This window comes from Chryseobacterium endophyticum (assembly GCF_056333165.1).
The window spans coordinates 78,521-92,177 of the sequence record NZ_JBWGXE010000009.1; the positions used below are offsets into that span (position 1 = coordinate 78,521).

Below are 13,657 nucleotides of genomic sequence, written 5' to 3' on the forward strand. Positions count from 1 at the left end.
CTAAATTTACCTGCAAATTTAAGGTAATTATTTGGATTAAGCCCTTATGTCTTTTAAATATCGTTACGGAATAAGGCTTCCGGCTTGTTTTTACTGAAATGAATTCATGATTTTGGAAAGCTCTGAGGCTGTGATTTGATTTTAACGCTACCGACGCTAAGGAATTTATTTAGCATGATACGAATTTTCCGGTCGCAAGGGCGTTTCACTCAGCAAATGATAGCAGTGGATAGGTTTAAAGCTAAATTAACTTTTTCCAGGCACTATGGAAATATAGCCAAATGGCTTGAATTTCAATAGTATTTAATCCGTTTCAGCAAATTAAAGTAGCCAGGAATTTTTAAATAAAATTGTCCATTATATAGAATACAGATAAAATCATCTGAACATTAAGACTGCCAACAATAATTTTAACAAAAAAAACTTCCGGCGTCCTACTTCCCTCTCCCAGCCTTAATCCTGAATTACGTTAAATAAAAAAGCAACTCCTATCGAAGTTGCTTTATTTTTAAATCTCTGTAGATTATTTTCTTAAACCTAATTCAGCGATGATTGCTCTATATCTTGTAATATCTTTTTTCTTAAGATAATCCAATAAGCTTTTTCTTTTACCTACTAATTTCACCAAAGATCTTTCAGTATTGAAATCATGACGATTAGCTTTCAAGTGCTGAGATAAGTGGTTAATTCTGAAAGTGAAAAGAGCAACTTGTCCTTCAGCGCTTCCTGTGTCTTGTGCAGATTTTCCATGTTTTGCGAAAATTTCTGCTTTTTTTTCTGTTGTTAAGTACATTCCAATATTGTTTAATGATTATTATGTAACGGCTGCAAAAGTACAACAATTTTCTGAGACTGCAAACATTATTGATTTCATGAATTGAAATTGATAGAAAAAAATGTTAAAAATTTCTTAAAAACGTTATGCTATACCACTAAAAGGCAGTAATTTTGCATGAGAATTAATAATGTTAAAATCTACTACTTTTACGATATTCGCCATTTTTGTTTTGTCAGGCTTTTCTTTATTGAAAGCACAAAAAAGCTATGATGCAAAAATAAAAAAAGTTCTTTACTTCAATCCTCAGGTCGAGCCAGACATTGAAGAGATAAAAGAACCGACGAATACAGCCTTCTTCAGTGCCGTCTCGGATAATTTAAGCGAAAGAAAAAACAGAATGCTCAAAACGGAAACCCAGATCTCCTTTGATAGTATTGACAAAAAAACCATCGCCGATTATTGCATCAATAATGACGCGGATTTTGCCATTGTTCCTAAAGTAAAATATTTCAAAGTAGGAATCGGAAAATATGTTTTCTCCAATCAGGTGATTGTCAGCATGAAACTTTTTGATGCTGAGGGAAATCTTATTACAGAAACCGATTACGATACGTACCGGAAAAACATGAGACTTCTCGGATCCACGGTCAATTCGGTAAAGATCGGCACAAATGGTGCTATCAAAGGCATACTTAAGCAACTAAAAAAAATAAAACCTTCCGACGATAACGGTTTTTAAAATTCACCAGTCTTATCAACAATCAGCCGTAATATCATGATAAATACTACTGATATTATGCATAACATTGATTTTCATAAATTTATATTCATTAATAGGTGAATAATTTAAATAAATTGATTATTTTAGTATACAATTCATTCAAACTATCTCAATTCAAATTCTTCTTACACTCGCCTTGTTGTGAGTGTTTTTCATTTTACAAGTCACGTAATACGCTAAAAGCAATTTTTATCATCAAAAAGTGAATAATTAAATGTTTTTTATTACCTTTATAATGAACCAATTAAACTAAATCATATGAAAAATTTAAAGAAACTTGACCGCAACCGGCAGAAAGCCATCAACGGCGGTGTGCTGCAGCGATGTAAATATCACTTCGAATGTCCGGGAGGGTCCTGCTGTCAGGATGTCTGTGTATATTACAATTGTCCGGAAGTATAATTTAAAATACAATCAACCATAATCTATTACTATGAAAAATTTAAAAAAATTAACAAGAAAACAGCAAGAAGCAATCAATGGCGGAGCCATTACTAAATGTAGAACTCATTCAGATTGCGTTATAGGCTGGTGCTGCAACATGATGTGTGCACCATACGCCTGTATAGAAGACTAAATATTAACCAAATTTTCTCAAAAGCATCTGTTTACAGGTGCTTTTTTTTTATTGATCAGTTTAATAAATTCTTAAATTTATAGCAGCGATGGCTTGTTTTAAAAATTTGGACTATTTTTGCATAATCAAAATCTGAACGTTTTGAATTCTAAAGACGAACTTATCTTCAACCCCGCCGATATTGCCGAAACCCTCAGCGAACTTCACGCTGACGAGAGGCTTTTGGCGTTCCTGAAAGTTCCGAAAGAATACAAAGCAGAAGTTTTTTCGCACCTCGATCCCGATTTCCAGGAAGAAACCATCAGAAGCATCGGCAGCGATGAAGTTTCGGAGATCCTGAACGCCATGACGCCGGATGACCGGACGGCGCTCTTTGAAGATTTCCCGGACGAGCTCATTAAATATTCCATCAACCACCTCAATCCGCAGGAACGGAGAATTGCCCTGAAGCTTCTCGGCTACGATTCCGATTCCATAGCCCGTCTGATGACGCCGTATTACATCCAGATCCGCAAGGAATGGACGATTAAAAGATGTCTTCAGCAGATCAAGAAAGTCGGAAGCAAGGTGGAAACCATGAACTACCTGTATGTGGTGGACGAAAGAAACCGCCTGATCGACGATATTGCCTTGGGAAGCCTTCTGCTCGCTGAAGAAGATACAATGGTTTCCGAAATTACCGACAATCATTTCGTAGCGATTACTACCACCACTACAAAAGAAGACGCCGTACAATATTTTGAGAAGTATGACCGTGCTGCCCTTCCGATTATCACCGAAGCCGGAGTGTTGGTAGGCATCGTAACGATTGACGATATTCTGGACCAGATTGAACAGCAGAATACAGAGGATATCCAGAAGTTCGGGGGATTGGAAGCCCTGGATCTTCCATACACACAGACTTCTCTTATAGAAATGGTTAAAAAAAGAGGCATGTGGCTGATCATCCTTTTCTTTTCCGAAATGCTGACTGCTTCTGCGATGGGATATTTTGAGGATGAAATCCAGAAAGCCGTGGTTTTGGCCTTATTTGTTCCGCTTATTATTTCCAGTGGCGGTAATTCCGGTTCGCAGGCGGCAACCCTTATTATCCGGGCAATGGCCCTTCAGGAGATTGGGCTGAAAGACTGGTGGTACGTGATGCGGAAGGAAATTTTCACCGGGCTGCTTCTTGGAGGAATCCTGGGTATAATCGGCTTCCTGAGAATTATGATCTGGCATAAGGCCGGCTTTTTCAATTACGGAATGCACTGGGCCTATGTAGGACTGAGTGTCGGAGTTTCCCTGGTGATGATCGTCCTTTGGGGTACCCTTTCCGGATCGATGGTTCCTTTTATCCTTAAAAAATTAAAACTCGACCCGGCGACTTCTTCCGCTCCGTTCGTAGCTACGCTGGTGGACGTAACGGGATTAATTATCTATTTTTCGGTAGCCGGACTTTTCTTAACGGGCAAACTTTTGTAATTTTAGGCCACCTCTAAAATATCAACATGAAAATAGTTTCTTTGGTTCCTTCCATTACGGAGGCTTTATTTGACTTAGGCTTAACGGAAGATGAAATCGTCGGAAGGACAAAATTCTGCATCCACCCTGCTGAAAAAGTTAAAAATGTTGCGGTGATCGGCGGAACGAAAAACATCAATATCGATAAGATCAAAGCTTTACAGCCCGATCTTATTTTAGCCAACAAGGAAGAGAATATAAAAGAGCAGGTGGAAGCTTTAATGGATGACTTTAAAGTAACCGTTACCAACGTTGAGAATATCGAAGACAATTATTACCTTCTGAAAAATCTAGGCCAACTGCTTCATAAAGAAGAACTCGCACAATTATTCAACCTAAAAATTTACGATGTTCTCAACCAGGCAAAAACACAGTCAAAAATAAAAACGGCCTATCTGATCTGGAACAATCCTTATATGACCGTCGGTTCCGATACCTTTATCCATAAAATACTGGAAGAAATAGGCTTTGAAAACATTTTCAGCCACCGGAAACGTTATCCCGAGATTACCACGGAAGATTTAGCCGAAGCGGATCTCATTATGCTTTCCTCGGAACCCTTCCCTTTCAAAGAAAAACATGTGGAAGAATTGAAGGCCTTCTATCCCGATAAAAAGATCATGATCGTGGATGGAGAAGCTTTCTCCTGGTACGGAACGCATATCGCAAAATGCGAGAATTACTTTAAAGGACTGATCGATGAAGTGAATGCTGAGGTTGTCAAATAACTTTCCTGAAATCTTAAATTATGAAAGATCTGTAAAATTGATGATGAACAGACTGTCATGCAGTCATGCGGCGAAGTATTTATGATATCGCCCCTTCAGGGCTTTCTAAAATTAACCAGACGAGGATTAGCAGACTGATTTTAAAGACAGGACAAACTAAGCCGAGCGATTCTCTAATATGATGGTTAGATCCCTACGGGATGGACAAACAAGGTGCTGTTACGAAAATTTAACCTCTATAAATAGGCAAACTTTTTTGAAAATCTGTGTAAATCTGTGGGAGAATAGTAACGTTTTAATTATTACACTGTTTAATTTCAGGTAATCTATTGATTGACAGAGACCATAAATTCCACTCTTTGGAGGGGTGTTAAAAATTCTTTCAGAATTTTTAACAGGGGTGGTCTGAGAATGACCGATTTCCCAATTTTGCCGCAACGCCAAATCTCCCGACAAATGCCCTAGCCCGGATAGAAACGGTTACCCCACAGCAGGCGAAGGCCATCGTGGCGGCGCGAGGAGTAAGAGTGGATAGCCGGAAACAGCTCCTGAAAAGTTTGAGGGTGATGGGTATTATCGTCATAGAAACAAAAACTCCGGCTCGGTGGAGAGTCGGAGTGTTTATTTTTCATTGAAGACGGTTGTTACAAAATTTTGGAAACTTCGTTACAAAGCCATTCCAGCAACTCGCGGTCTTCTGCCGTAAACGGATCGATGGTGTGGGAATCGATGTCGATCTGGCCGATGTTTTGCCCGTCTTTGAAGATCGGAACGACGATTTCCGCTTTGGTATCGATGGAGCAGCTCAGGTAATTGCTTTCTTCGTGCACATCGGGAACCACAAATGTTTCATTGGAAACTGCGACCTGTCCGCAAATTCCTTTTCCGTAAGGAATGATGGTGTGGTCGGTAGGTGCGCCCACGTAAGGACCCAGCTTCAGCTCGTCTTTGCCCCCGTTTTTAAAATAAAAACCCGTCCAGTTGAAATAGGAAATTTCCTGATCCAGCAGGTGACAGACTTTCTCCAATTTTTCTTCGGTGTTATGTTTCGGACTTTCCAGTATTGACAAAAGTCTTTTCTTTAATTCTGACATTGTATTTTGTTGTTTTTAAGAGAATTGTTTCAGCGAAAGTTCTTCTTTATAGCCGAACATTCCGCGTTCCTTTATCATTTCCGCAACGCCTTCAGGAACCTGTGTCTCCCAGCCTTTGATGTTGCAGCCTATTTTCTTTAAAATATCTCTTGAATAAATCTCCAGAAACTCAGGATTGTAGTTGGTGATGTCTACAATACGCTCGTTATGCTTGAAGTATTTATACAGTTCCTTTAAATTTTCTTCTACTTTTAAGGTATCAGAATTCAGCAATTCATGCGTCTCCGGATCTTTGTAAGGATACAGATATACCCTAAGTCCGTTTCTGAAAAATTTACCGAAAGCCTCCAGGATTCCCCCTGAAAGATTCTTATAATATTTTTCGTCGAATACCATCAACAGGTTGTTCACCCCCATGGCGACCCCGATATTTCCGCTGGTGTACGAAGCGAAATAATCGATCAGCCGGTAATATTCCGAATAATTGGAAATGATCACCGTATACCCTAGTTTGCCCAATACATCGACCCTGTCCAGGAAATCCCTTTCATCAATATCACCGTCTGCACGAAGATTGGAAATGGTAATTTCGATCAGCACTTCTGTATCGTCCGGACTACATGCTGAATCTTTCAGGAACATGTCCATCCCGTTTTTCAGCATATCGATGTTCACCTTGGTCACCGGCCTGAAACTTCCCCGTACCGCGAAAATATTTTTCTTGTATAAAATATCGGCAGGAAGCATGTTGTTCCCTTCCGAATTAAAGATCACGGCATCCGTCATTCCATGTTTTACAAGCTGTAAAGACATCAGCCGGTTATCGACGTATTCAAAAGCCGGACCGCTGAAATCGATCATGTCGATCTCCAGATTGTCCTTCGCTACTTCATCGTAAAGAGATTCTACCAGATTTCTCGGGTTATCATAATAATGAAACGCTCCAAAAATAAGATTGACCCCAAGATTTCCTAAAGTTTCCTGCTGTAGCGTGGCATCATTTTCTTTAAACTTAACGTGAATAACAATTTCATTGTAATCTTCGTTTTCTTTTACCTGAAAACGGATGCCTACCCATCCGTGGCCTTTAACAGTTTTATCAAAATTAATGGTGGTAACGGTGTTGGCGTAGGAAAAGAACTTTCGGTTCGGATTGTTTTCCCTGGAAATTCGCTCTTCAATCAAAGCCACTTCATAACGAAGCATTTTCCGAAGACGGTTTTGGGTAACGTACCTGTTTTTTACTTCTTTTCCGTAGATGGCATCACTAAAATCTTTGTCGTAAGCCGACATGGCCTTAGCGATTGTACCGGAAGCTCCCCCTGCTCTAAAAAAGTGCCGAACAGTCTCCTGCCCTGCTCCAATTTCCGCGAAAGTACCATAAATAGTAGGATCTAGATTAATTGTTAATGCTTTTTGTTTAGGAGTTAGTTTCTGATACATTAGGACATTAAATTTTTCGTAAATTTACCAAAATTAAACCAACCTCAAAAGAAATGAAGTTGAAATTTTTAGGAACGGGAACATCCCAGGGCGTACCCGTGATCGGCTGCACCTGCGAAGTATGCACATCGGAAAATCCGAAAGACAACCGGTTGCGGTCTTCTGTGATGGTAACTACTGATAAAAACAGGAAAATCCTGATCGACTGCGGGCCCGATTTCCGGCAGCAGATGCTTACCCATAAAGAAAACCACGTTGATATTGCCCTGCTTACCCACGAGCACAACGACCATGTGATCGGTCTTGACGATATGCGCCCGCTGATTTTCAAAACGGGAAAGGATATGCCTTTGTACTGCTATTCAAGGGTCGGAAATGAGGTTAAAAAACGCTTTCCCTATGCCTTTGCCGATGTAAGATATCCTGGTGCACCCGCTTTTGAGTTGCACGAAATTGAAAATCAGCCTTTCACGGTTCTGGATACGGAAATTACGCCGGTTGAAGTGATTCATTTTAAAATTACGGCCTTCGGATATAAGTTTAAAAACCTGGCTTATATTACCGATGCCGGGTTTATTTCAGATACGGAAAAGGAAAAATTACAGAATCTGGATACCCTTATCATCAATTGCATCCGGAAATTTGATCCGCATCCTGCCCATTTTATTCTTCCGGATGCCATCAAACTACTTGAGGAGCTAAAACCTAAGCAATTATTTTTGACCCACCTCAGCCATCATTTTGGGCTGCATGATGTTGAAGACAAACTACTTCCGGCCGGAATGCACCTTGCCTACGACGGGCTGGAGATCAATTTTTAGAAAAATCCTTTTGAAAAGCTTTGGAGTATTGAGAAAAGTTTCTATATTTGCACACCGATTCAAACAAAGGTTACACTTGCCCAGGTGGCGGAATTGGTAGACGCGCTGGTCTCAAACACCAGTTCTTAGGAGTACCGGTTCGATCCCGGTCCTGGGTACAAAACCGGAAAAAGGTGACTTCCACTTTCTTTCCGGTTTTTTTTATCTCTAAAACTTCAGAAAGAATGATTAGGTTGTAATTTACAGGTAATTATTCGGGCTCATATCTTTTTCAAACGTTGCTGGGTACTCCATTTTTTAGGCTTCATTCCGAAATGTTGCTCAAACAACCTTCCGAAATAGCTCAGATTGGTGAAGCCTAGCTGATATCCGGTCTCAGAAACGGAAAGCTGTTTATCCCGCATCAGTCTCGCTGCTTCCTGCATCCTTAAGTATTGGCAATATTCATAAATGCCCTTTCCAAAAACCTGTGTAAAAAGCTTCCTAAGTTTAAGTATATTCATGCCACTGATTTTTACCAGCCGATCCTGTGTCAAAGGCTGATCGAGCGAAAATGAAACCGCATCCCTGACACGGTAAAGGCCGGCTATTTCATCACTTCTCAGGTTCTGGTGAACAACTTGCTGCCGTTCGGAAAGGTTTTTAAAAAGCAGGTAAAGCAGTTCTAATCCTTTCAATTTATAATGTGCTTCAGAAAGCTTGCCCCATTTCGGAGTTGCGGCAGTCTCATTGACAAGCGCGGCCATCTCCGGAGACATAAATTCTTCAATAAGAAATGTTTTTTCGTCCCTGAAAAGATAGGCGAAAGTCTTGTGATCATTGCCTAAAAAACTTTTAAGAAAATCGAGTTCGATGAGTATTGTGATTTGATTAATCGCAGATCCTTTGGGAAACAGCACCTCAGTTTCCTGATGGAAAGGTGTTATCCGCACATGAGGAGTCTGAATGGATTTGTTATGATCCGGCTTTTCCTGATGATCTGAAGAATGGCTGAAAATATTTTGAAAAGAGAAAAGCAATCCCCTTTTTGCAGCATTTATCGGTCTCCTTTTATAAGTAAACGTCTCTTTTGCAACCACAGAGCGGATCATCAACAGCATTTCCGGAAGCATATCCACAACATGAATCTCATTGAGATGCAAAAGATCCAAGGTATTGCTAAAGTCAGATGCGGGCAGCCCTAATTTCTCTGCGAGCTCACGCATGTGTTTCCTATTCTCATCTAGATTCATTATAGACTATTTTTATTCCGAAATGGACTATTTTATACTTAAATGTAAAACTATTTTTGCAATAAGCATTAAAAATTTATACATGAAAAAGAAGATTTTAATATCAGGTGGAGGCATTGCAGGATTAACTGCCGCCAAATTACTGTCTGCACAAGGACACCAGGTCACGGTAATCGACAGAGCTTTATCTTTTACGAATGCAGGATTCCTGATTTCCCTAAAAAGTTTTGGCATCCGGATCATGGAAGAACTCGGCTTGCTGCAACAACTGCAGGCGGCATCTTCTCCATCCGAAGTCGTGAGCTTTTTAGAAAAAGATGAGCAGGTTATTCAAAGCCTCAGTTATGAAAAAATGAACCACAATATCGAACGCTCGATACTGATTTCACGTGGCGGACTTCATCAGGTTCTATATGAGCATATAAAAGATAACGTCAATATTCTTTTCGATACTACAATTTTAGAGGTCACCTCAAAAGATAGCAGGACAAGCGTAATACTTTCCGACGGGCGCGGTATGGAGGCCGATCTCGTTATTGTTTCCGAAGGCTTACGTTCATCAACGCGGGAACGTTATTTTACCGGTTCACAAATGGAAGACTTCAATACGCTGTATATGGGTGGAAGACTGCAGACAGAACATTCTTATCCTGTAGGTGCTTTTAAAATCTATATTGATGTCAATAAAATGCTCTCCATCTATCCCATTGCGAAGGACGAAATCGCCATCCAGTGTTACATTCACCACAGCGGTGATCTCGCAACGATAAAACAAAGACCGTCAGAACTGCTGCAAAACTCTTTTAGTGATTACAGCATTGAAGTAAAGAACCTTCTGAATGGCTTTACTAAAAAAGGCATGATGTTCGTCGACAAAATGGGAATGGTAAAAGCAGACAACCTGGTGAATGGAAATATGGTCCTGCTGGGTGACGCCGGATACTGCCCCACGGCTCTTTCCGGAATGGGAGCTTCCCTTTCAATTTACGGAGCAAAGGCCTTATCGCATTTTATCAGCGAAAATCCGGATGATCTGGGGCCCGCCTGCAGTAATTACAATCAATGGATGCAGCCGGTCATCCGTAAATTTCAGGAAAATGCCAGAAATAACGCCTCATCTTTTATCCCGGCAGATGCGCAACGCCTCGATCAGTTTGTCAGCACCTTCAGGGCGGCATCCGACATTGAGCTTCAGAAAATAATGACCGATCCTATCGTACTCACTGAAGACCAGTTGAATTTTAAAATTTTATAATTGATGAGCTTCAAAACAATACTTTCCGTCCCCGTCGGATTTGGAACCATCGGTCTTTTAAGTTCGGCACTTGCTAAAATACAGGGAATTCTGTTTCCGGTTTCATTACAGCTTTTTAACAAATCCGTCCTGACTTCTGATGATATTATCCAGCTGGTGATTAAATTAGTCTGCGTTTATCTCAGTTGTATCGCAGGAGGTTTCGTCACTGCATTATGCGGCGGGGAAAACAGACAGCAATATATCGTAGGGATCAGCATGACCCTGATCGTAATATGGTTATGGATCAGTACCGTTCAACCGTTCTGGTTCTGGATATTACTGCTTCCGGGAATCCTTCCCCTTGTTTTGATCGGAGGTAAAATTAAACAAAAACAGCATTGATTTTTACATGATGGCATCTGACGCGATGCAATGTAAGACAGGGTTGCATGAAATGGTGAAGATCAGTCAAGTGGGAGCAGTTTACAGAAAAAATCCTCCCACTAATTTTACAAATACCTCCCGGTTTCCGATTCTGTAAATGGTTAAAATACTTCCGTCTGATAATTGTTTCATCTTCTGATCAAATGGGCCTCTTGATCCCGTCTGAACCAATTTTTCAAGTTGTTGCAATACTTCCGCTTGAGATAAAACACAAATAGCAGTCTCTTCACTCTTTCCGTCTCCGCTCTTTTCTATGGTTTGGCTGATCAGGTTAGCCTGCCTTTCACATAGATCTGCTTTTTCATTTTGATTTAATGCCCGGTAAATGTTGATCATATCTTTCAGCAGATTTTTGTTAAGGGGATTTTTTGAATATTTAATTTCTGCCTCCGCTACCATTTTCTCGGCTTTACTTTTAGGTATTCTTTTTTGGGCTGGTTTCCAGAATGTTCCCGATTCCCTGTTGTAATCACCGATGGTATACTCCATTTTTATAAACTTGCTTCCGTAATACAGTTGGTTCAGTTGTTCCTGCGTAAGATCGGAAGGGTGTACCTTGAAAATATCCAAAAGGTTATAAAAATTTTCCTGGGGATCATCAATTACATTTTTCTTTATTAATTCCGTATTGATTTGCCCGTAGGAAAAGGTAAAAAACAGATTCAGAAGTAGGGTTAAGATTAGTTTTTTCATATTTAAACTATTTGTAAAGTCACTGTTTTCATAGTCCTTCAAAGATACATATTGGGATCAATAATATGAAGTATAAAAGTCGGAAATATTTAGCAGAAGTGAAAGGTCATGAAGATTGATCAAGACTTGTTTTTATCAGGATATCGGACTTAAAAGTTGGCATTATCTGCCGGTTATATTACTAATATCATTTTGAATTTTAAATGAAACAGGGCTTTTGTAATGTTTGTAAATTGCATTTTAATCCAAACAACCCTGTTTCAGTTTAATGCAATTTGAATTTTAACTAAAACAAGGTTGTTTGTAATGTTTGTAAATTGCATTTTAATCCAAACAACCGTGTTTCAGCTTAATGCAATTTGAATTTTAACTAAAACAAGGTTGTTTGTAATGCTTGTCAATGTTATTTTAATTCAAACAACCCTGTTTTAGCTTAATGCAATCTGATTTTTAATAAAAACCAGACCGTTTGCTTTATTTGTCAAAGGCATTTCAATCCTGACCCGGATTTTAATTAATTGATCATTCCGTGATAAGACGTAAAAAAACTGAGGCCAACAACAGTTCGGCAGCCCCTTTGGTTTTATTGTCTGATGAATTTAAAAGACTGTATTTTCCCTTTTGTCGTAAGCTGCAAAATATAATTTCCCGGAACAAGATTACGGACATCAATCTTATCCTGATTCAGAATGTTCTCATCATAAATCCTGCCGCTGGCATCGAAAATTTTATAATTGGCATTTGAACTTTTCAGGTTCTTTATATAAATAAAGTCCGTAACCGGATTGGGATAGATGTTTAGATCGGCTGAAAAAGGAGTTTCAGCAGTTTTCAACACGCAGCTTCCTACAATATCTTCTAAAAATAGCCAGCCTTTACCGATTAACAGATCTCTTTTGGGAATAACGTTAGCGGCATACTGTAAAGGCTGTAGCACCCCCAGGTCGATATTATCCGGGGTATCCGGATGATCTGCCCATCCGGCAAGTGTTTTACTGTAATTCTCACAGCTCATCCCGGACATTACGAAGATTTGTTTTGCAAATTCCAGGGAGGAGATATTCCAGTTGCCGAGTGACTGATTGAAAGAAGCCGCATTGGCAAACATGGAAGTCATTTTTTTTACATTGCTGACATCCCACATTTCCAGAGGCTGATTAAAGGCTTGAGCACCGCTGAAAACACCACCCATATTCAACACTTCGGAGGTGTCCCAATTATTCAGTGGCTGATTAAATGCCGATGCCGAAAAAAACATATTATACATGTACTTTAGACTTGAAGTATTCCAGCTGTTAAGGGGCTGGTTAAAACTACTGCAGGAAATAAACATCCATGCGGTCGTAAATACATGAGAGACATCCCATGAACTGATGTCCTGATTAAAAACATCTCTTCCTCCAAACATATAGCTGAGGTTGGTGGCTGAAGACATGTTCCATTTATTTAAGTTGGGCGGATTGAATAGACCGAGATCAGGAGAATAGATCATTCCCGGAATATGCTGCAGCGCAAACATAAAACTGAAATTCTCAATGGTTGAGGTATCCCAGTTCTGCATAAAATCATTTCCGGCAAAACTATTTGCTCTGTAAAACATTAACGATGCATCGGTAACATTGCTGAGGTCCGGTGAGTCTGAGGCCGTCATTTCAACCCTCTGGCAATTGGCAAATGCAGCGTTCATAGAAGTCCATTCAATATTTCCCCACTGCTCGATGTTCAGAAGTTTATCTGCGCTGCCTTTCATCTGTAATGAGGGCACAAGAACTTCAAAATTAAAATTCAGCACCTGGTGGGTGGCAAACTGTATCTTCTGAAAAACACCGTTACCGTTTGAAACCTTCACACGGTAGGTAGGGTTGGAACCGTCCTCTCTTGAAGGTTTGCCGAAGTCGATCAGGACCTGGCCGCTGGAAGTTACATTGTCCATAACCCCGGAATGCTGCGGAAAACCTATTTCTTCCCACCGGATCGTATAATTTTGTCCGGTCCCGGGAAACCAGATCTGGTTGGCATCCGCCTGAAAAGGAGCATTGACAAGTACCGCAGGAGTTGAAACAATTCCGGGCTGCCAGACGGTGATGAACTCATCCTGAGCATTGGCTATCACAGAAAAAACAACGGAAATAAAGACTAAAATTTTTCTAAACATATCAATATTTTGTGAATTATAAAAGTAAGTAAAATAAAAAAACTCACCAAATCCGGCGAGCATAAATTACTTTATTCCTGCATTATATTTTTACGGACAAATAGGTAAAGGTTTATTTTTAAACTTTACAGAATGGCGCGATCGATCTTTACATCAAGCCATGACGCTGAA

The 13,657-nt window shown here is 39.9% G+C and carries 14 protein-coding genes and 1 tRNA gene; 9 read left to right on the top strand and 6 right to left on the bottom strand.

The window, feature by feature from the left end:
• Positions 1 to 523: 523 nt before the first annotated feature.
• On the bottom strand, positions 524 to 793 hold the full coding sequence (gene rpsO, locus AC0N32_RS17370) for a 30S ribosomal protein S15 (protein WP_034704056.1): 270 nt from the start codon (positions 791 to 793) through the stop codon (positions 524 to 526).
• 172 nt (positions 794 to 965) lie between these two features.
• On the opposite strand from rpsO, the gene AC0N32_RS17375 reads away from it, so the two are divergent.
• From AC0N32_RS17375 to AC0N32_RS17395, 5 genes are all read left to right on the top strand, one after another.
• The gene (locus AC0N32_RS17375) at positions 966 to 1,517 is read left to right on the top strand and encodes a pyruvate decarboxylase (RefSeq protein ID WP_476395106.1); all 552 of its coding nucleotides are present in this window, start codon (positions 966 to 968) and stop codon (positions 1,515 to 1,517) included.
• A gap of 300 nt (positions 1,518 to 1,817) precedes the next feature.
• Positions 1,818 to 1,961 carry a bacteriocin-like protein gene (locus AC0N32_RS17380; RefSeq protein WP_476395107.1) on the top strand — a complete coding sequence of 48 codons (144 nt, stop codon included), beginning with the start codon at positions 1,818 to 1,820 and terminating at the stop codon, positions 1,959 to 1,961.
• 31 nt (positions 1,962 to 1,992) lie between these two features.
• Positions 1,993 to 2,136 (top strand): bacteriocin-like protein, encoded by a 144-nt coding sequence (locus AC0N32_RS17385; RefSeq protein ID WP_476395108.1) that lies wholly within the window; start codon positions 1,993 to 1,995, stop codon positions 2,134 to 2,136.
• A 141-nt stretch (positions 2,137 to 2,277) separates the two neighbouring features.
• Positions 2,278 to 3,600, top strand: coding sequence for a magnesium transporter (gene mgtE, locus AC0N32_RS17390; RefSeq protein WP_476395109.1), 1,323 nt, complete (start codon positions 2,278 to 2,280; stop codon positions 3,598 to 3,600).
• Positions 3,601 to 3,626: 26 nt separating this feature from the next.
• Positions 3,627 to 4,367: an ABC transporter substrate-binding protein gene (locus AC0N32_RS17395; RefSeq protein WP_476395110.1), complete on the top strand. Its 741-nt coding sequence runs from the start codon at positions 3,627 to 3,629 to the stop codon at positions 4,365 to 4,367.
• A gap of 644 nt (positions 4,368 to 5,011) precedes the next feature.
• On the opposite strand, the gene AC0N32_RS17400 is transcribed toward AC0N32_RS17395, so the two are convergent.
• Both AC0N32_RS17400 and AC0N32_RS17405 read right to left on the bottom strand, forming a co-directional pair.
• Positions 5,012 to 5,461: a GAF domain-containing protein gene (locus AC0N32_RS17400; protein ID WP_476395111.1), complete on the bottom strand. Its 450-nt coding sequence runs from the start codon at positions 5,459 to 5,461 to the stop codon at positions 5,012 to 5,014.
• Positions 5,462 to 5,476: 15 nt separating this feature from the next.
• Positions 5,477 to 6,904, bottom strand: coding sequence for a TonB-dependent receptor (locus AC0N32_RS17405; RefSeq protein ID WP_476395112.1), 1,428 nt, complete (start codon positions 6,902 to 6,904; stop codon positions 5,477 to 5,479).
• Between the two features lie 53 nt (positions 6,905 to 6,957).
• Between AC0N32_RS17405 and AC0N32_RS17410 the strand changes: the two genes are divergently transcribed.
• Both AC0N32_RS17410 and AC0N32_RS17415 read left to right on the top strand, forming a co-directional pair.
• Positions 6,958 to 7,725, top strand: a complete 768-nt coding sequence (locus tag AC0N32_RS17410) for an MBL fold metallo-hydrolase (protein ID WP_476395113.1) — start codon at positions 6,958 to 6,960, stop codon at positions 7,723 to 7,725.
• 78 nt (positions 7,726 to 7,803) lie between these two features.
• Positions 7,804 to 7,883: transfer RNA gene (locus tag AC0N32_RS17415), tRNA-Leu, on the top strand.
• Positions 7,884 to 7,985: 102 nt separating this feature from the next.
• Here the strand turns inward: AC0N32_RS17415 and AC0N32_RS17420 are convergent.
• The gene (locus tag AC0N32_RS17420) at positions 7,986 to 8,957 is read right to left on the bottom strand and encodes a helix-turn-helix transcriptional regulator (protein WP_476395114.1); all 972 of its coding nucleotides are present in this window, start codon (positions 8,955 to 8,957) and stop codon (positions 7,986 to 7,988) included.
• Positions 8,958 to 9,039: 82 nt separating this feature from the next.
• Here AC0N32_RS17420 and AC0N32_RS17425 point away from each other — a divergent pair, with 82 nt between their 5' ends.
• Positions 9,040 to 10,212: an FAD-dependent monooxygenase gene (locus AC0N32_RS17425; protein ID WP_476395115.1), complete on the top strand. Its 1,173-nt coding sequence runs from the start codon at positions 9,040 to 9,042 to the stop codon at positions 10,210 to 10,212.
• Between the two features lie 3 nt (positions 10,213 to 10,215).
• Positions 10,216 to 10,596 (top strand): hypothetical protein, encoded by a 381-nt coding sequence (locus tag AC0N32_RS17430; protein WP_476395116.1) that lies wholly within the window; start codon positions 10,216 to 10,218, stop codon positions 10,594 to 10,596.
• Between the two features lie 81 nt (positions 10,597 to 10,677).
• On the opposite strand, the gene AC0N32_RS17435 is transcribed toward AC0N32_RS17430, so the two are convergent.
• Positions 10,678 to 11,331 (bottom strand): DUF4919 domain-containing protein, encoded by a 654-nt coding sequence (locus tag AC0N32_RS17435; RefSeq protein ID WP_476395117.1) that lies wholly within the window; start codon positions 11,329 to 11,331, stop codon positions 10,678 to 10,680.
• Positions 11,332 to 11,914: 583 nt separating this feature from the next.
• The gene (locus AC0N32_RS17440) at positions 11,915 to 13,486 is read right to left on the bottom strand and encodes a BspA family leucine-rich repeat surface protein (protein ID WP_476395118.1); all 1,572 of its coding nucleotides are present in this window, start codon (positions 13,484 to 13,486) and stop codon (positions 11,915 to 11,917) included.
• Between the last annotated feature and the right edge of the window lie 171 nt (positions 13,487 to 13,657).

Excerpts from the sequence above, each read along its gene's own strand:
- AC0N32_RS17440 (WP_476395118.1), bottom strand. The coding sequence starts at position 13,486 with ATGTTTAGAAAAATTTTAGTCTTTATTTCCGTTGTTTTTTCTGTGATA.
- rpsO (WP_034704056.1), bottom strand. The coding sequence starts at position 793 with ATGTACTTAACAACAGAAAAAAAAGCAGAAATTTTCGCAAAACATGGA.
- AC0N32_RS17425 (WP_476395115.1), top strand. The coding sequence starts at position 9,040 with ATGAAAAAGAAGATTTTAATATCAGGTGGAGGCATTGCAGGATTAACT.
- AC0N32_RS17395 (WP_476395110.1), top strand. The coding sequence starts at position 3,627 with ATGAAAATAGTTTCTTTGGTTCCTTCCATTACGGAGGCTTTATTTGAC.
- AC0N32_RS17375 (WP_476395106.1), top strand. The coding sequence starts at position 966 with ATGTTAAAATCTACTACTTTTACGATATTCGCCATTTTTGTTTTGTCA.
- AC0N32_RS17385 (WP_476395108.1), top strand. The coding sequence starts at position 1,993 with ATGAAAAATTTAAAAAAATTAACAAGAAAACAGCAAGAAGCAATCAAT.
- AC0N32_RS17410 (WP_476395113.1), top strand. The coding sequence starts at position 6,958 with ATGAAGTTGAAATTTTTAGGAACGGGAACATCCCAGGGCGTACCCGTG.
- AC0N32_RS17420 (WP_476395114.1), bottom strand. The coding sequence starts at position 8,957 with ATGAATCTAGATGAGAATAGGAAACACATGCGTGAGCTCGCAGAGAAA.
- AC0N32_RS17405 (WP_476395112.1), bottom strand. The coding sequence starts at position 6,904 with ATGTATCAGAAACTAACTCCTAAACAAAAAGCATTAACAATTAATCTA.
- AC0N32_RS17380 (WP_476395107.1), top strand. The coding sequence starts at position 1,818 with ATGAAAAATTTAAAGAAACTTGACCGCAACCGGCAGAAAGCCATCAAC.
- AC0N32_RS17435 (WP_476395117.1), bottom strand. The coding sequence starts at position 11,331 with ATGAAAAAACTAATCTTAACCCTACTTCTGAATCTGTTTTTTACCTTT.
- AC0N32_RS17430 (WP_476395116.1), top strand. The coding sequence starts at position 10,216 with ATGAGCTTCAAAACAATACTTTCCGTCCCCGTCGGATTTGGAACCATC.
- AC0N32_RS17400 (WP_476395111.1), bottom strand. The coding sequence starts at position 5,461 with ATGTCAGAATTAAAGAAAAGACTTTTGTCAATACTGGAAAGTCCGAAA.